The 16,509-nt window shown below is 62.5% G+C and carries 13 protein-coding genes; 3 read left to right on the top strand and 10 right to left on the bottom strand.

All coding sequences use genetic code 11. The features are described 5' to 3' along the window. Positions 1-135 precede the first annotated feature (135 nt). From VGE08_RS11595 to tkt, 8 genes are all read right to left on the bottom strand, one after another. Positions 136-732: a hypothetical protein gene (locus VGE08_RS11595; RefSeq protein WP_331068046.1), complete on the bottom strand. Its 597-nt coding sequence runs from the start codon at positions 730-732 to the stop codon at positions 136-138. A gap of 468 nt (positions 733-1,200) precedes the next feature. Continuing rightward, positions 1,201-2,376: a VWA domain-containing protein gene (locus VGE08_RS11590; protein ID WP_331068045.1), complete on the bottom strand. Its 1,176-nt coding sequence runs from the start codon at positions 2,374-2,376 to the stop codon at positions 1,201-1,203. A 9-nt stretch (positions 2,377-2,385) separates the two neighbouring features. Beyond that, entirely contained in the window at positions 2,386-3,234 is an 849-nt protein-coding gene (locus tag VGE08_RS11585) for a MoxR family ATPase (protein WP_331068044.1), read from the bottom strand. A 121-nt stretch (positions 3,235-3,355) separates the two neighbouring features. Continuing rightward, positions 3,356-5,749 (bottom strand): penicillin acylase family protein, encoded by a 2,394-nt coding sequence (locus VGE08_RS11580; RefSeq protein ID WP_331068043.1) that lies wholly within the window; start codon positions 5,747-5,749, stop codon positions 3,356-3,358. Positions 5,750-5,764: 15 nt separating this feature from the next. After that, the gene (gene pyk / locus VGE08_RS11575) at positions 5,765-7,198 is read right to left on the bottom strand and encodes a pyruvate kinase (RefSeq protein ID WP_331068042.1); all 1,434 of its coding nucleotides are present in this window, start codon (positions 7,196-7,198) and stop codon (positions 5,765-5,767) included. Positions 7,199-7,211: 13 nt separating this feature from the next. Next, positions 7,212-8,390 carry a phosphoglycerate kinase gene (locus VGE08_RS11570; protein ID WP_331068041.1) on the bottom strand — a complete coding sequence of 393 codons (1,179 nt, stop codon included), beginning with the start codon at positions 8,388-8,390 and terminating at the stop codon, positions 7,212-7,214. Between the two features lie 2 nt (positions 8,391-8,392). Next, a complete protein-coding gene (gap, locus tag VGE08_RS11565; RefSeq protein WP_331068040.1) occupies positions 8,393-9,406 on the bottom strand; it encodes a type I glyceraldehyde-3-phosphate dehydrogenase in 1,014 nt (337 codons plus the stop codon). A gap of 19 nt (positions 9,407-9,425) precedes the next feature. Continuing rightward, positions 9,426-11,429 carry a transketolase gene (tkt, locus tag VGE08_RS11560; RefSeq protein WP_331068039.1) on the bottom strand — a complete coding sequence of 668 codons (2,004 nt, stop codon included), beginning with the start codon at positions 11,427-11,429 and terminating at the stop codon, positions 9,426-9,428. A gap of 376 nt (positions 11,430-11,805) precedes the next feature. On the opposite strand from tkt, the gene VGE08_RS11555 reads away from it, so the two are divergent. Beyond that, entirely contained in the window at positions 11,806-12,579 is a 774-nt protein-coding gene (locus VGE08_RS11555; protein WP_331068038.1) for a metallophosphoesterase, read from the top strand. A gap of 43 nt (positions 12,580-12,622) precedes the next feature. Next, the gene (locus VGE08_RS11550; RefSeq protein ID WP_331068037.1) at positions 12,623-13,495 is read left to right on the top strand and encodes a TraB/GumN family protein; all 873 of its coding nucleotides are present in this window, start codon (positions 12,623-12,625) and stop codon (positions 13,493-13,495) included. 79 nt (positions 13,496-13,574) lie between these two features. Here the strand turns inward: VGE08_RS11550 and VGE08_RS11545 are convergent, their stop codons facing one another. After that, on the bottom strand, positions 13,575-13,739 hold the full coding sequence (locus tag VGE08_RS11545) for a rubredoxin (protein WP_331068036.1): 165 nt from the start codon (positions 13,737-13,739) through the stop codon (positions 13,575-13,577). A gap of 172 nt (positions 13,740-13,911) precedes the next feature. Here VGE08_RS11545 and hemL point away from each other — a divergent pair, with 172 nt between their 5' ends. Then, on the top strand, positions 13,912-15,180 hold the full coding sequence (gene hemL / locus VGE08_RS11540; protein WP_331068035.1) for a glutamate-1-semialdehyde 2,1-aminomutase: 1,269 nt from the start codon (positions 13,912-13,914) through the stop codon (positions 15,178-15,180). Between the two features lie 74 nt (positions 15,181-15,254). Here hemL and VGE08_RS11535 read toward each other — a convergent pair whose 3' ends face one another. After that, positions 15,255-16,268: a hypothetical protein gene (locus tag VGE08_RS11535; RefSeq protein WP_331068034.1), complete on the bottom strand. Its 1,014-nt coding sequence runs from the start codon at positions 16,266-16,268 to the stop codon at positions 15,255-15,257. Positions 16,269-16,509 lie beyond the last annotated feature (241 nt).

Raw genomic sequence — 16,509 nt, 5'->3', positions numbered from 1 at the left:
ATCTACTGGCATTGTCCCGTGTGTCACGACAATGGCGTCATCACCGGGTGGCAGAACACGCTTTGGGACGGCTTCACAGATCCTGACGCCACATCATAAGGATCGCAGCTAGGGAAGACGTCGCAGGCTTACCGCTTACGTTACGACGCCATTCGGATCCGTCATGGTGAGCGGCTGACCGTGGGCGTTGTAGCTGTTGTAGGTTGTGACGTGGCCGGCGGCGTTGGTGATCGTCTGCACCTGGCCACATTGAAATCCAGTAGTGCAGTTGTAATACGTGTAGGTCGTAACGTCCGAGACATCCGTGCGCGGACCATCGGCGGTGAGCACCTTGCCGTAGTTGTTGTAGGTGTAGGTCCAGGTGCGGGAAGCATTGGTGGAAGTATCCAGCTCCGTGCGGCTCAGCACGTTGCCGTTGGCATCGTGCGTGAAGGTTGTGCGCTTGCCGGGCTCGTCAATCTGCGTCGGCAAACGGAAGTTGGGATGCCACTGTGTAGCAATCTTGCGCTCACGTGTGCCTGGTGCGGGCGTGTATGTCGAAAGGTCGGCCGGACAGGTCAGCGTCGAGGCGAGACCTTCGAGACGCACAATTTCGAGATTGCGACTGAGGTCGTGCGTGTAGCATGTCTTGTTACCTCTGAAGTCGGTGCGACTTGCCACGTTGCCATTGACATCGTAGCTCGTCGCCGCTGCCGAGCCGCCTTCACATCCAGAGGTACGAGGCTGGCTCATGGACGTATTCTTGCCGACGCCATGCACATCGGTGAAACGCCGGCCCTCCATCCTCCTGACAGGTGTCCTCCGCGCCCATCGCTTCGAATCCGATGAGCGCAACGATCGGCAAGAGCCAGCCGAGTATCTTCATACACAACATTCCTTTGTAGCAGCCGGCGCAAGAGATACCGTGCTGGACCGTCCTTGAGCGCAGAGTTAGAGCACGTTGCGTGCTAGGGCAGCGAGCCTAAGGCCAATGGCACTTAGTTAGCGCCCTCCAGTGGTTGGCGGTTAGCGGTTAGGGCAGAACGGAGGCCAGGATTTAGCTCATTTCTGGCCAACCGCTATCCGCTATCCGCTATCCGCTATCCGCTATCCGCCATCCGCGAACCGCCGCGACAAAGACGGTCAACTAAGCACCATTGAGCCTAAGGCGGAGTCGTTCCAGGGTCAACGAATGCAACGCGAATCAGGATTTTGCTGAATTCAGTGCAACGCCTTGATCGCCTGCTCCAACCCGCCCAACGTCAGAGGAAACATCCGGTTCTCGATCAACTCGCGAGTCACCTGCACTGAAGGAGTGTAATCCCAGCGCTGTTCCGGCTCGGGGTTCAACCAGACGTGGTGGGGCCAGGTGCGGGTGAGGCGCTGCATCCAGACGGCCCCGGCTTCTTCGTTCCAGTGTTCGATGCTGCCGCCGGGTTGAATGATTTCGTAGGGGCTCATGGTGGCATCGCCGACGACGATGAGTTTGTAGTCATGCCCATAAGTGCGCATCACTTCCAGGGTGGAGATCTTTTCGGCGTGGCGGCGGCGGTTGTCTTTCCACAGGCTCTCGTAGACGAAGTTGTGGAAATAGAAGTATTCGAGGTGCTTGAACTCCGAACGGGCCGCGGAGAACAGCTCCTCGCAGACGCGCACGTGGTAATCCATCGAGCCGCCAACGTCGAGGAACAGCAGCACCTTGATAGCGTTGTGCCGCTCAGGCACGAACTTGAGGTCCAGTAGTCCAGCGTTGCGCGCCGTCGAAGTGATGGTGTCATCGAGATCGAGATGCTCGGCCGCGCCTTCACGCGCGAATTTGCGCAGCTTGCGTAAGGCGATCTTGATGTTGCGCGTGCCGATCTCGACAGTGTCGTCGAGGTTCTTGAACTCGCGCTGGTCCCAAACCTTGACCGCGCTCTTGTTGCGCGACTCATCCTGGCCGATGCGGATGCCTTCCGGGTTGTAGCCATACGCGCCGAAGGGCGACGTGCCGCCCGTGCCGATCCACTTGTTGCCGCCCTGGTGCCGTTCCTTCTGCTCAGCCAGCCGCCTCTTCAAAGTCTCGATGAGCTTGTCCCAGCCGCCAAGCGCCTTGATCTGCGCTTTCTCCTCCTCGGACAAGACGCGCTCGCCCATGCGCTTGAGCCATTCCTCGGGAATGTTCTTCATCAGGGTATCGAACGAATCCTCGGCGCCCTTGAAGTACGCCGCGAACGCGCGGTCGAAGCGATCGAAGTGGCGTTCGTCCTTCACCAGGCAGGCGCGCGACAAGTAATAGAAATCTTCCGCGCTGGCGCTCGCGACCCGCGCCTGCAATGCCTGCAGCAGCGACAGGAACTCGGTGGTGGACACCGGCACCCCGCTCTCGCGCAGCTTGAAAAAGAACGGAACGAGCATGACCGCCGCTCAACGTACGCGACGGTTCAGAAACACCAGCTGCTCGAACAAATGCACATCCTGCTCGTTCTTCAGCAGCGCGCCGTACAGCGGCGGAATGGATTTCTTCGGGTCGTCGCTGCGCAGCGCTTCGGGCGGAATGTCCTCCGCGACCAGCAGCTTGATCCAGTCCAGCAACTCGGAGGTCGATGGCTTCTTCTTCAGCCCCGGCATTTCACGCACCTTGAAGAACGCCGTGAGCGCCTCCGACAACAGTTCTTTCTTCAATGTCGGATAGTGCACGCCGACGATGCGCTCCATGGTCGCGGCATCCGGAAAACGGATGTAATGAAAGAAACAACGCCGCAGGAACGCATCCGGCAGTTCCTTTTCGTTGTTGCTGGTGATGATGATGATGGGCCGATGCCGCGCCTTGATCCACTGGCGCGTTTCGTACACGTAGAACTCCATGCGATCCAGCTCGTGCAGCAGATCATTCGGGAATTCGATGTCGGCCTTGTCGATTTCGTCGACCAGCAGCACCGGCTGCACGTCGCTTTCGAACGCCTCCCACAGACGGCCCTTCACGATGTAGTTGCCGATGTCGTGCACCTTCGCCTCGCCGAGTTGCGAATCGCGGAGGCGAGACACCGCATCGTATTCATACAACCCCTGCTGGGCCTTGGTGGTCGACTTGATGTGCCAGCGATACAGCGGCCGCTGCAGCGAGCGCGCCACTTCTTCCGCCAGCTGCGTCTTGCCGGTGCCCGGCTCGCCCTTGACCAGCAGCGGCCGGCCCAACACCACGGCCGCGTTGACGGCCATCATCAAATCTTCGGTAGCGACGTAGTTATCGGTGCCGGCGAAACGGGAGGACATAGAACCTCGAAGTGAACAACCACTAGTGACCAATGAATAGTCGGAAAGCCCAACCATACCATGCATCGTCCCCGATGCCGCTCGGGGCCCTGCTGACCATTCATTAGTCACTATCTATTAGTCACTTCGGCAGCAGTTCAAGGGCATGTCGCGGCTCGCCAGGCAGCAGCGGACGCGGCTCGCCGTGCACCCAGGCCTCGTGGCCTGCTCCGTAGAACGGCGACAGCGGATGGTCGACCGGCCCACCGGGCATCTGGAAATAGCCTTCGGCTTCACGCCCCGGCGACACCACCATGCGCTGAGATGCACCGAATGAAGGCCCCTGCACGCGCGGCATGAACGAATCGCCCGACAGCGGCTGCGCCGGCATATCGAGCCAGCGCCCGATGAGCGGTACGGCCTGCGACAGCGGATGACGCATGGACAGCGTGTTCTGCGCTCCCCAGGTGCACTGACTGAGCGTGCCGCACTCGCTGATCAACGACTGAAGAGATGCGTCGACCGACGCCAGCAACGCCTCTTCCCAGCTCGCATATCGAGGATCGAGCATGTGTGCCGGCTGCCGGGTAACGAGTTGCCACAGCGGGCCTTCGAACTGCGCCGATGGCGAGAACTTGGTGTCCGGATATTTGAGGCGAGCCGCCGCGGTCAGCGTCGCGAATACATCGCTGCGAATCTGCAGTCGCATCGCGCGCACCAGCCGGTAGCCGACGTCTTCCGCCGTGGCCCGGCCCGACCATTCTTCGAGATATTTCCTCGCTTCCGCACGCAGTGGTCGCCCTTGCAACGCGTCCTCATCGAGCAGCTCGAGCAGATAGTCCCGCCAGCGAATCAGGAACAAAGCGCGATCGTCCAGCTGGATGTTGACCATGTCCCGGGCATTCGCGACATCTACCGCGAGCAGGTCGTCTCGAATCTGCGCGGCACGTGCGCCGTTGTCGTACATACCATCGCCCATGAACGACAGCCACGATTCGACATCGATCGTACGCGCATTCGCGGTCCACAAACGACCGCCGGGAGGATCGACGATACGAGGATACTCCTCGGGTTTGCGCCAACCGCTCCAGCCCACGCCGGGTGCGTTCCACATATAAGGCAGCGTGGAATCGTACTTGCCTCGCACCGGCACCTGGCCCATCAACGACCAGCCGATGCGACCGCTGGCATCCACCGCAAGGAAATTCTGCACCGGCACGCCGGAACGATTGGCCGCAAGCAGAGCAGCTTCCACGGTGTTGGCGGTTTCCAGATCGAGCATGCGGAAGTTGGTGGCCTGCGCATGATGCGCGGTCCAAGCGAGCGCAAGCGGGCGTTTCGGATCGGCGAGCACGATCGGCCCCCAGCGCGTGCTCTTCACCATAAGCGTCTGGTCAGGACCGTCCTTGACCTTCAGCACTTCCTCGCGCACCTCGAAAGGCTCCGAGCCTTCGGGTGTGAGATAGCGCGAGGGATCTTGTGGATCGGGCTCGACGATCACCAGATCGGTCCAATCGCCGAAGCTGTTGGTGAAACCCCAAGCCACCTGGCCATTGCTGCCAACGATCAACACCGGCAATCCCGGCAGCGTTACACCGACGAGATCCCGCCGCGCGGCGCCTTCAGCCTCGACGATCATGCGCGCGCGATACCAGACATGAGGCAATCGCAAGCCGAGGTGCATGTCATTCGCGAGCAGCGCGCCCTTGTCGACGGTGCGCGAGCCGGCGACTGCCCAGCTGTTGCTGCCGACATAGGTTTTCTCCTCCATCGTGCCGTTGACGGGCGGTGCCGCCAAAGCAGCCGCTCGCGCCGCGCCGTTGCGCAGATCGAATACGTCCGGTCCAGGAATCGACGCGGAGCGGATGGTGCCGCCGGCAATGGGCGCATCCCATTCCGTTCCCAACGGCGAGAGGAAAGCGAACATGGCGAGCGGCAGCGCATCGTGAAGTTGCAGGCGTGCCAGCTCTTCGCTGCCGCTCGAATCGTTGAGATTCAGATACATTGAGAACGCGACCAGCACCGAATCTTCCACCTGCCAGGCAGCGGGCTTGGCGCGCAACAACAGATATTCCCAAGGCTTGGTGCCCGCTTCCGACAAAGCGAAATTCACGCCGGCGGCATACGCGTCCAGCAACGCGCGATCATCCGCCGACGCTGCGGCAATGACTTCTCGAGCAACCCGGCGAAATCCATGAACGCGCAGCTTGCGATCCGCCTCCAGCACGCCGGCACCGAGCAGTGCAGCCATTTCACCGGCGGCCGCGCGACGCATGAGGTCCATCTGGAAATATCGGTCCTGCGCATGAGCGAGGCCGGTGGCAAACGCGAGATCGGCGCGGGTGCGCGCACGAATGACAGGAGTGCCCTCTGCATCGCGTTCGATGGCGGCCCGTGCCGTGATTTGCGCTCCCGTGATATTGCCGTCGAGCCGCGGCAAGCTGGCGCGCAACGCCAGATAGCCGGCGAGCCAGACACCGGCGAGAACGATCAGGACGGCAAGCGCAACATTACGCAGCGGCCGAAGCAGGCGCATGGGGGCGACGGTTGTTTAAACCCGTACCTCTAGAATTTTCATGGCATTGGTCTTACCAGACACACCCGACAGCTCACCCTTGGTGAGAATGATGCGATCGCCCGCCTCCACCATGCCCTGCTGGAGCATGAGCTTGAAGATGTCCGCATACAGCAGTTGTGCGTTGGTGTGCGTGATATCGAACGTCACCGGATACACGCCGCGATAGAGCATGACACGGCGCCGCGTCTCTTCGTGACGCGTGAATGCATAAATCGGAATGTCGGCGCGAATACGCGACATCCACAGCGGCGTCGAGCCCGATTCGGTCAACGCCACGATGGCCTTCACCTTCAGGTGATTGGCCGTGTACATCACCGCCATGGCGATGGCTTCATCGGTCTTCTCGAAGATGCCGTGCTCGCTGCGGGTGCGGATCGGCGTGTGCGAAGACTCGTACTTCTCGGCGCCGAGAATCACCTGAGCCATGGTGGCGACCGCTTTCACCGGATACTTGCCGACCGCGCTTTCGCCCGAGAGCATCACGGCATCGGTGCCGTCCATCACGGCGTTCGCGATGTCAGACACTTCGGCCCGCGTCGGCACCGGGTTGTGGATCATGGACTCCATCATCTGGGTGGCCGTGATCACGACGCGATTGCGCTTACGGCACGCGGCGATGATGTGCTTCTGCAGGCCGGTCAATTCGGCGTAGCCGACTTCGACACCGAGGTCGCCACGCGCGACCATCACTGCGTCGCTGGCTTGAATGATGCGATCGAGGTTCACCAACGCCTCGCTGCGCTCGATCTTCGCGACCAGATAACCGTGGCCGCCTTCCATACGCAGCAGCTGCCGGGCCTCTTCCATGTCGTGCCCGTCGCGAGCAAAAGAAACGGCGAGGTAATCCACGCGCAACTGCGCCGCGAGCTTGATGTCCTCGCGATCTTTCTCGGTCAGCGCGCCGGCCGACAGACCACCGCCTTGCTTGTTGATGCCCTTGTTATCGGACAGCTCGCCGCCGACCACAACCTTCGTGGTGATGCGAGGACCGTCGACATCGGTGACTTCCAGGACGATCAGGCCATCGTTCAGCAGCAGCGTATCGCCGCGGCGAACATCCTTGGGAAGATTCTTGTAGGCCACACCCACCGACTTGACCGTGCCCGCATTGGTGTCGAGCGACACGTCGAGGACGAACGGCTCGCCCTCGGTCAGAAACACCTTGCCTTCGACGAAGCGCTCGATGCGGATCTTCGGGCCCTGCAGGTCGCCGAGCACGGCAACCCATTTGCCCACCTGCTCCGCGACCTCCCGCACCATCTGCACGCGCTTCGCGTGCGCGGCCGGCTCGCCGTGCGAGAAGTTCACTCGCACGACGTCGGCGCCGGCCCGAATCATCTCACCAAGCACCTTGGGGTTGTCGGTGGCCGGCCCTAGGGTGGTCAGGATCTTGGTGCGACGGAGCATTGAGAACCTCGTGTCAGCTACGACTGCGCTCTTCCAATACCGCAACCGCCGGCAGCTTCTTGCCTTCCAGGAATTCCAGGAAGGCGCCACCTCCGGTGGAGATATAGGAAATGTCGTCTTCTACACGATATTTCTCGATGGCGGCTAGAGTATCGCCGCCGCCGGCGATGGAGAACGCGGACGATTTGGCGATGGCCTGCGCCAGCGTGCGCGTGCCTTCACCGAACTGGTCGAACTCGAACACACCCACCGGGCCGTTCCAGACGATGGTGCCGGCGCTGGCGAAGGTGCGTGCAAATTTCTCAGCGGTGTCCGGGCCGATGTCCAGGATCATCTCGTCGGGCTGCACCTGGCTCACCGGCTTCACGTCCGCCTCGGCATTGGCGGAGAACTCCGTGGCGACCACTACGTCGGTGGGCAGCGGAATCTCCACTTTCAACTCGGCCGAGCGCTTCAACAAGCCCTTGGCGATGTCGATCATGTCCGGCTCGTGCAGCGACTTGCCCACCGGCAGCCCCTGCGCCGCGATGAAGGTGTTGGCGATGCCGCCGCCGACGATCAACGTGTCGACCTTGGACAGCAGGCTCTCCAGCACCGTGAGCTTGGTCGACACCTTGGAGCCGGCGACGATGGCGATCAACGGCCGCTTGGGTTTTTCCAGCGCGGTTTCCAGCGCCACCAGCTCGTTCATCAGCAACGGTCCCGCACAAGCCACCTTGGCGAACTTCGCCACGCCGTGCGTGCTGGCCTCGGCGCGATGCGCCGTGCCGAACGCGTCCATCACATAGATGTCACACAGCGCGGCCATCTTCCTGGCCAGCTCTTCATTGTCCTTCTTCTCGCCCTTGTTGAAGCGCACGTTCTCGAGCAGCACGACTTCGCCCGGCGCGCATTCCACGCCGTCCAGCCAGTTCTTTTCGAAACGCACTTTGTAGCCCAGCAGCTCCGAGAGCCGCTGCGCCACCGGCGCGAGCGAGAACTCCTCGTCGTACACGCCTTCTTCCGGCCGCCCCAGGTGCGACATCACGAGCACGCGCGCGCCGGCGTTCTTGGCGTGTTGAATCGTCGGCAGCGACGCGCGGATACGCGCGTCGCTGGTCACTACACCGCCCTGCACCGGCACGTTCAGATCCTCGCGGATCAGCACGCGCTTGTCGCGCAGGTCTAGATCGACCATCCGCAAGACGGCCATGGTCAGCCCGCCTTCGACCAGGCGATCGTGGTGTCCAGCATGCGGTTGGAGAAGCCCCACTCGTTGTCGTACCACGAGCACACCTTCACCAGGGTCCCTTCGATGACCTTGGTCATGGTGGCGTCGTAGGTAGAGGAAGCCGGATCGTGGTTGAAGTCGATCGACACCAGCGGGCCATCGCTGTACGCGAGCACGCCCTTGAGCGCGCCGTTCGCCGCGTCCTTCATCAGCTTGTTGATCTCTTCGATGCTGGTCGCGCGCTTGGCGACGAGGCTCAGGTCGACCAGCGACACGTTGATCGTCGGCACGCGCACCGCGAAGCCGTCGAGCTTGCCGTTCAATTCCGGCAGCACCAGGCCGACAGCCGCAGCGGCGCCGGTCTTGGTCGGGATCATCGACTGCGTGGCCGAGCGCGCACGGCGCAGGTCCTTGTGGAACACGTCGGTCAGCACCTGATCGTTGGTGTACGAGTGAATAGTGGTCATCACGCCGGACACGATGCCGATGTTGTCGTGGAGCACCTTGGCGACCGGCGCCAGGCAGTTCGTGGTGCACGATGCGTTGGAGATGACCGTGTAGCTGGACTTCAGCGTGTCGTGATTCACGCCGTACACGACGGTGGCATCCACGTCCTTGTCGCCCGGCGCGGAAATCACGACCTTCTTCGCGCCACCCTGCAGGTGCGCGCCGGCCTTGGCCTTGCTGGTAAACAGACCGGTGCATTCGAACACGAAGTCCACGCCCAGCTGGCCCCACGGCAGCTTGGCCGGGTCGCGCTCGGCCAGCACCTTGATGCGATCGCCGTTGACGACCATCGAGTCGCCGTCGACTTTCACTTCGCCGTTGAACTTGCCGTGCACCGTGTCGTAGCGGGTCAGGTGCGCGTTGGTCTGCGCATCGCCGAGGTCGTTGATCGCGACGATCTGGATGTCTTTCTGACGGTTCGCCTCGTACAGCGCGCGCAGGATGTTGCGGCCGATGCGACCGTAGCCATTGATACCGACTTTGATGGGCATTCGCGTTACCTCGTTGGAATCACTGCAGCAGCTTCTGCACCGTGCGAACGACATTGTCCGCGGTGAAGCCGAAGTGCTTGAACAAATCCTTGGCCACGCCGGACGCGCCGAACGTGGTCATGCCGATGATGGCGCCACGCGGGCCGACGTAGCGATACCACGTTTCCGTCGCGGCCGCTTCGATGGCCACCCGCACCTCCACGGCACGTGGCAGCACCTTCTCGCGATACGACTCGTCCTGCGCCTCGAACACGTTGGTGCTCGGCATGGACACGACGCGCGCGCGCTTGCCGCTCTGTTGCAGCAGCCCGGCCGCCTCGACCGCAATCGCCACTTCCGAGCCGGTCGCGATCAGAATCACCTCGGGCGTGCCTTCGCAATCCTTCAGCACGTACCCGCCGCGACGAATGTCGGCGATCTGCTGTTCGCTGCGCGGCTGAGGAGGCAATGCCTGGCGCGTGAGCGCCAGGGTCGTCGGTCCGGTGCGATGCTCGATGGCTTCGGCCCAGGCCACGGCGGTTTCGGCGCTGTCGCACGGCCGCCAGACCGTCATGTTCGGAATGATGCGCAGGCTCGGCAGATGTTCCACCGGCTGGTGCGTCGGGCCGTCTTCGCCCAGGCCGATGGAGTCGTGGGTCATGACGTAGATGACCCGCTGCTTCATCAACGCCGACATGCGCATCGCATTGCGCGCGTAATCGGAGAACACCAGGAAGGTGCCGCCGTAAGGGATCAGGCCGCCGTGCAGAGCCACGCCATTCATGATCGCGGACATGCCGAACTCGCGCACGCCGTAATGAACGTAGTCACCGGAAGCGTCCGCACCAGTGATGGAACGCGAGTCCTTGCGGTTGGTGTTGTTCGAGCCGGTCAGGTCGGCGGAACCGCCCAACAGCTCGGGCAGGCTCGGGCCATAGGCGTTCAACGAAGCCTGCGAGGACTGGCGAGTGGCGAGCGGCTTGCTCTCCTTCGCCACGTCGCCGACGTACTTGGCGACCACATCGCGCCACGCCTTCGGCAACTCCCCCTTCTGCCGGCGCTCGTACTCGGCCGCCAGCTCGGGGAACTTGCCCTTGTAGGCGTTGAAACGTTCCTGCCACTCGGCTTCGCGCTTGGCGCCCTTGGCTTTCGCGTCCCACCCCGAGCGGATTTCCTGAGGGATGACGAATGGCTCGTAATTCCAGCCCAGATTCTTGCGAGTGGCAGCCACCTCATCAGCGCCTAGCGCTGCGCCGTGAGTGGCCTCGGTGCCCTGCTTGTTGGGCGAACCCCAGCCGATGATGGTCTTGCAACAGATCAGGCTGGGCTTGTCGGTCTGGGCGGTCGCGGCCGCGATGGCGGCCTCGATGGCGGCCGGATCGTGGCCGTCGACATTCGGCACCACGTGCCAGCCGTAAGCCTCGAAGCGCTTCGGCGTGTCATCGGTGAACCAGCCGTGCACTTCGCCGTCGATGGAAATGCCGTTGTCGTCGTAGAACGCGATCAGCTTGCCGAGCTTGAGCGTGCCGGCCAGCGAGCAGGCTTCGTGCGACACGCCTTCCATGAGGCAGCCGTCGCCGAGGAACACCCAGGTGCGATGGTCGACGATGTCGTGGCCGGGACGGTTGAAGGTGCTGGCCAGGTGCTTTTCCGCCAGCGCCATGCCCACGGCATTCGCCAGTCCCTGGCCCAGCGGGCCAGTGGTGGTCTCGATGCCCAGGTGCGGGTCATGCTCCGGATGGCCGGCGGTATGCGCGCCCAGCTGCCGGAAGTTCTGCAAATCTTCCAGGGTCAGCGGATAGCCCGTCAGGTGCAGCAGCGAGTACAACAGCATCGAGCCGTGGCCGTTGGACACCACGAAACGGTCGCGATCCGGCCACAGTGGATTACCGGGATTGTGCTTGAGGTGATCGTTCCACAAGACTTCGGCGATATCGGCCATGCCCATGGGCATGCCGGGGTGGCCGGAGTTGGCCTTTTGCACGGCATCCATCGCCAGGGCGCGGATGGCGTTGGCTAACTGCCGGCGGGGGGATGTCTGCATCAGGAAGTATCTCGAGAAGTGCGTGAAAAGGCCGGCCCAAACACGAGGAATGAGCGTGGCGGAAGGCCGCGCATTTTGGACTATGGGGCGAGGCCGGGCAATGCAGATCGCGGCGGGTCGGTGTCTCGCGGACTGTCACGGCGCAATGCACGGTGACTGCGCATGAGCTGCGTGGCGGGAACGAAACGGCGCCTGGCCAGTCCGATTCCGAGTAGTCAGCAGGGTCGCGACTTGTGTGAGGCGAGGCGCAAATCTCGACGCGCACGGTGCCTGGACCCATGCGATTAGACACTGGTCACCTTTTCCGCCTTGCCCCATTGCTACGATCATTGTGGCTATTTTGCCCCATTATGTAGCGCGACAAACTCGAGCCACGATGCAATCGGTCCGCCTCATTCAGTTCAGCGATCTGCACCTGTTCGGTGAAGCAAGCGGGCGGCTGCGCGGCGTCGCGACTTTGCCGTCGCTGCAGGCCGTAATCGCCGACGCCCAGCGGCGGGCCCATCGCGCCGACGGCGTGTTGCTGACGGGCGATTTGGTGCAAGACGACCCCGAGGGGTATCGCTGGGTGCGCCAGGTGTTCGGCGCATGGCGCTCGCCCGTGCTGTGCCTGGCGGGCAATCACGACCTTCCCGATCACATGCGCGCCGGCCTGCGCGGTGGGCCGTTCAAGATCGGCGGCCATACCGAATTCGGCCGCTGGCTGGTGGTCATGCTGGACTCGTGGGTCGCCAACGATGCCGGCGGCCGCATCGGCGCCGAGCAGTTGAGCTATCTGCGCGAGGTGCTGCGCACTCACCGCAACCATCACGTGCTGGTGTGCCTGCACCACCAACCGATCGCGATGCGCAGCCAGTGGCTGGATCGGGTCGGGCTGTACGACGCCGACGAATTCATGAGCCTCGTGCGTGAGCATTCGAACGTGCGCGGCGTGCTCTGGGGCCACGTGCACCAATCCCTCGATAGCTTCATGTACGGCGTCCGCTTCATGGCCACACCCTCCACCTGCGCGCAATTCGAACCCGGCAGCGCCGATTTCGCCATCGACAGCCGCCCGCCCGGCTACCGCGTCCTGGAACTGATGCCGGACGGCTCGATCGCCACCGAAGTGTGCTGGCTCGAGACCTACGCGCAGACCAGCGTCGCCTGAGGTACCCTCCCGGCCACAGGACCAGAGGGACAACCAAGACTCGATGAAGAACCTACTCGTGGCGCTGTGTGCGCTATGGCTCGGCCCGCTGCCGGGCGCTTTCGCCGCCGGCCAGCAGCAGCACAGCCTGTGGTCGCTCAAGGGCAAGACCAACACCGTGTATCTGCTCGGCTCGGTGCACTTCCTCAGCGAATCCGAGCAATTGCCCGCCGCGCTCGACGCCGCCTACCAGGACTCCGAGGTGCTGCTGATGGAGATCGACATGGACGATCTCGATCCGGTGGAGACACAGCAGATCACCCTGGAGCTGGGCCTGCTGCCGGCCGGCGAAACGTTGGAGCAGCATCTCGGCAAGCCGACATATGCCCGCCTGTCCGAGCGCGCGCAGGAGGTCGGCATCGATCCGGCGCTGCTCAACCGCTTTCAACCCTGGTTCGCCGCGATGACGCTGGTGCAGCTGCAGCTGATGAAGATGGGCCTGGCGCCCACGTCAGGCATCGAGCAGCGCTTCACCACTCAGGCCATGGCGGACCAGAAACCGATTCACGGCCTGGAAACATTGCGCGAGCAACTGGGGATGCTGGCCGGCCTGCCGGATCGGCAACAGCGCGAATTCCTGCTCTACAGCATCGAAGACACGGAGCGCATGTCCGAGGAAATCGACGAATTGCTGTCCGCCTGGCGGCGTGGCGACAGCAAGGCGCTGGCGGCTCTGCTGGCGGAAGGCTTCGAGCAATACCCGGACCTGTATCGGCCGTTGACCACCGACCGCAATCGCCGCTGGCTCGGCCAGGTGGAGGCGCTACTGGATGATCGCGAGGACTATCTGGTGGTGGTCGGAACGCTGCACCTGGTGGGCAAGGACAGCCTGATCGAGTTGCTACAGGCGAAAGGCCACAAGATCGTGCAGCATTAGAAGCGGTTAGCGGTTAGGGGTTAGTGCAGAGGCTTTGCTTCTCAGCAACCGCTAACCGCTAACCGCCAGCCACTTTCCCTCAGACCTCGACCATCTCGAAATCTTCCTTGCCCGCGCCACAATCCGGGCAGCGCCACGACAGCGGCACGTCCTCCCAGCGCGTGCCGGCTGCAATGCCGGATGCGGGATCGCCTTTTTCTTCTTCGTAGACGTAACCGCAGATCACGCACATGTAGGCTTTCATTTCGCAGCGCTGGCCCAGAACGAGTGAGTCGAGGGTGAATCGAGGGCTCGGATTATAGGGAAGTGAGACCGGCGATGGGAGGCCGGCGGGCGGCGCGCGAGTTCGATGCATCGGCGCGGATGGCTTACACTTCGCCCCGCCGAACTCACCGCCGATTTCACCGGAGCCTTCCGTGTCTCTATTCGCCGATGCCAGCCGCTACATTCCCGGTGGCGTAAATTCTCCCGTCCGAGCTTTCCGCGGCGTCGGCGGCGAGCCTGTTTTCATCGAGCGCGCCGCCGGCTGTCGCGTGTTCGATCAGACCGAGCGCGGCTACATCGACTACGTCGGTTCGTGGGGCCCGATGATCCTCGGCCATGCGCATCCCGAGGTGATCCGCGCCGTGCAGGAGCGCGCCGCGCTCGGCCTCTCCTTCGGCGCGCCTACGCAGATCGAGACCCGGGTCGCGCAGCGCATCTGCCAGATGATGCCGTCGATCGAGCTGGTCCGAATGGTGAGCTCCGGCACCGAAGCGACCATGAGCGCGATCCGCCTGGCCCGCGGCTTCACCGGCCGCGACAAGATCGTGAAGTTCGAAGGCTGCTATCACGGCCACTCCGATTCGCTGCTGGTGAAAGCGGGCTCGGGCGCGCTCACCTTCGGCGTGCCCACCTCGCCCGGCGTGCCGAAGGAATTCGCCGCGCAGACCATCACGTTGAACTACAACGACATCGCGCAGGTGCAACAGCTGTTCAGCGACAGCGGCAACGAGATCGCCTGCATCATCGTCGAGCCGATCGCCGGCAACATGAATTGCGTGCCGCCGGTGCCGGGCTTTCTGGAAACATTGCGCTCGGTGTGCGATCAGCATGGCAGCGTGCTGATCTTCGATGAAGTGATGACGGGCTTCCGCGTGGCACGCGGCGGCGCGCAGGCGCTATATGACATCCGTCCGGACCTGACCACGCTCGGCAAAATCGTCGGCGGCGGCATGCCAGTCGGCGCGTTCGGCGGACGCCGCGACATCATGGAAAAGATCGCGCCGCTAGGTCCGGTGTATCAAGCGGGCACGCTCTCGGGCAATCCCGTCGCCATGGCCGCCGGACTCACCACGCTCGAAGCGCTCGACGAGCCACAGTTCTACGAACAACTGGCAGCGCGCACTACGCAACTCATGGAGGGATTGCAGCACGCTGCCAAGCTCGCGGGCATCGCGCTGTCGACCAATCACGTGTGCGGCATGTTCGGCCTGTTCTTCACCGACAAGTCGCCAGTGCGATATTTCCGGGAAGTGATGGCGTGCGACGTGGACCGCTTCAAACGTTTCTTCCACGGCATGCTGAACGAAGGCGTCTACCTGGCGCCCTCGGCGTTCGAAGCAGGCTTCATTTCAGCGGCGCACACGCCGGCCGACATCGACGCCACCATCGCAGCGGCTCGCAAAGTTTTCGCCACGATCTAGACACAACCCGAGGACGACGCGAGAAGTGCCGAGACACACTCACGTCGCCCGATTCGGCAAGCCCTAGATGCGGGTCAAGGGACCGTCCCGATGCAGAAGTTCAGCGAACCATAGCCATTGGTAATGTCTGAAGCCGCCACGATGTAGCGGCCGCCGTCCGCCACCGCTTCCGGATTGTTGGTCGATTCGTGCGACTGCGCCATGATTGCTTGCCAACCTGACCATGTGACGCCACCGTCCAGCGAAACATTCTTGAAGATGGCACGGTACCTCCAGGCTGGAGCATCCTGTGTGTTACCGCGGACGAATACGGCGTAAGAAGCGCCATCCATGGCGACAGCCGCGGGCTCCGATATGGCGCCTGGAGGAGGGCCGCCGAGGCTCACCCATCCTGACCATACTCCATTGTATTTGTTCATGAGAATGACACCGCCGTTGCGCACGAATACCGTGTACGTGCCGGTGCCATGAGTAACCACCGCAGGATCGACGCTGGTACTGACGGAGCCGCCTGGCGTGATCCAACTGCTCCAGACCCCCCCGATTCTCTCACGGTACCAGATGTCATTGGATTGGCCTCGTTTGAATACGGCGACGTGTCCATTGCCCCAGGAAACCGCCGCGGGACTGGATGTCGCAACACCACCGAGGCTGGTGTGTGGTCCCCACGTACCGCCTGTTCTCTCCACATACCAGATCTCTCGATTGGTACCGCGATAGAACACCATCCTGCGAGTGCCAGTGGCGTCCGGTAGGGCAACGGCTTCTGGATTCCACGTTATATCCCCTTTCAGCGACGTCCAGACACCAGTATTGGTAACCTCCCACAACTCGCGATTGCTGCCCCGAACATACGCTGCATCCATGAGCGCGGAGGGCTCGGACGTAGTGACTCCTCCCAGATTACGTGAAGTGCCAAAAAGCGGCACGTATACGGGCACTCCGGCAGGCGTGGTGTAATACACTCCCGCGCGACTGACGCCAGCGTCGACATTGCTCGATGCAGCGGCGCTGTAGCAGGTATCGGCCATTGCAGGCGCAACGGCCAAGCCAAGCATCATGCCCAGACACGGCCTTATTCCTTTCATCGAAATAATCTCCTTGCAGTCCTGATCTGTGCCCTTTCTCGATCAACGGCGGACACAACACCGCGTTGAGCTACGGCAGCCCATAGCTCAACCCAAAACCATTATTGAGAATCACGAAAATAAGTGACACTTTTTCTGCATCTTGCTGTCCAAGGGCCCCGAATGTTCTGATACGGGGCCTCGATGAACGACACACAGCGAATGCAGGAGATGAAGCGCCGCCGGGTCAAGGGCGCACGGC

The organism is Steroidobacter sp. (genome assembly GCF_036406195.1).
GTDB lineage: Bacteria > Pseudomonadota > Gammaproteobacteria > Steroidobacterales > Steroidobacteraceae > Steroidobacter.
Note: the sequence above shows the minus strand (reverse complement) of the source record. Positions and strands in the feature narration are given on the sequence as shown.

What these genes read in the sequence shown, in the direction of transcription:
- VGE08_RS11590 (WP_331068045.1), bottom strand. Translation starts at nt 2,376, where the DNA reads ATGCTCGTTCCGTTCTTTTTCAAGCTGCGCGAGAGCGGGGTGCCGGTG.
- VGE08_RS11535 (WP_331068034.1), bottom strand. Translation starts at nt 16,268, where the DNA reads ATGAAAGGAATAAGGCCGTGTCTGGGCATGATGCTTGGCTTGGCCGTT.
- VGE08_RS11585 (WP_331068044.1), bottom strand. Translation starts at nt 3,234, where the DNA reads ATGTCCTCCCGTTTCGCCGGCACCGATAACTACGTCGCTACCGAAGAT.
- VGE08_RS11570 (WP_331068041.1), bottom strand. Translation starts at nt 8,390, where the DNA reads ATGGCCGTCTTGCGGATGGTCGATCTAGACCTGCGCGACAAGCGCGTG.
- VGE08_RS11550 (WP_331068037.1), top strand. Translation starts at nt 12,623, where the DNA reads ATGAAGAACCTACTCGTGGCGCTGTGTGCGCTATGGCTCGGCCCGCTG.
- pyk (WP_331068042.1), bottom strand. Translation starts at nt 7,198, where the DNA reads ATGCTCCGTCGCACCAAGATCCTGACCACCCTAGGGCCGGCCACCGAC.
- gap (WP_331068040.1), bottom strand. Translation starts at nt 9,406, where the DNA reads ATGCCCATCAAAGTCGGTATCAATGGCTACGGTCGCATCGGCCGCAAC.
- VGE08_RS11595 (WP_331068046.1), bottom strand. Translation starts at nt 732, where the DNA reads ATGAGCCAGCCTCGTACCTCTGGATGTGAAGGCGGCTCGGCAGCGGCG.
- VGE08_RS11555 (WP_331068038.1), top strand. Translation starts at nt 11,806, where the DNA reads ATGCAATCGGTCCGCCTCATTCAGTTCAGCGATCTGCACCTGTTCGGT.
- VGE08_RS11545 (WP_331068036.1), bottom strand. Translation starts at nt 13,739, where the DNA reads ATGAAAGCCTACATGTGCGTGATCTGCGGTTACGTCTACGAAGAAGAA.
- VGE08_RS11580 (WP_331068043.1), bottom strand. Translation starts at nt 5,749, where the DNA reads ATGCGCCTGCTTCGGCCGCTGCGTAATGTTGCGCTTGCCGTCCTGATC.
- tkt (WP_331068039.1), bottom strand. Translation starts at nt 11,429, where the DNA reads ATGCAGACATCCCCCCGCCGGCAGTTAGCCAACGCCATCCGCGCCCTG.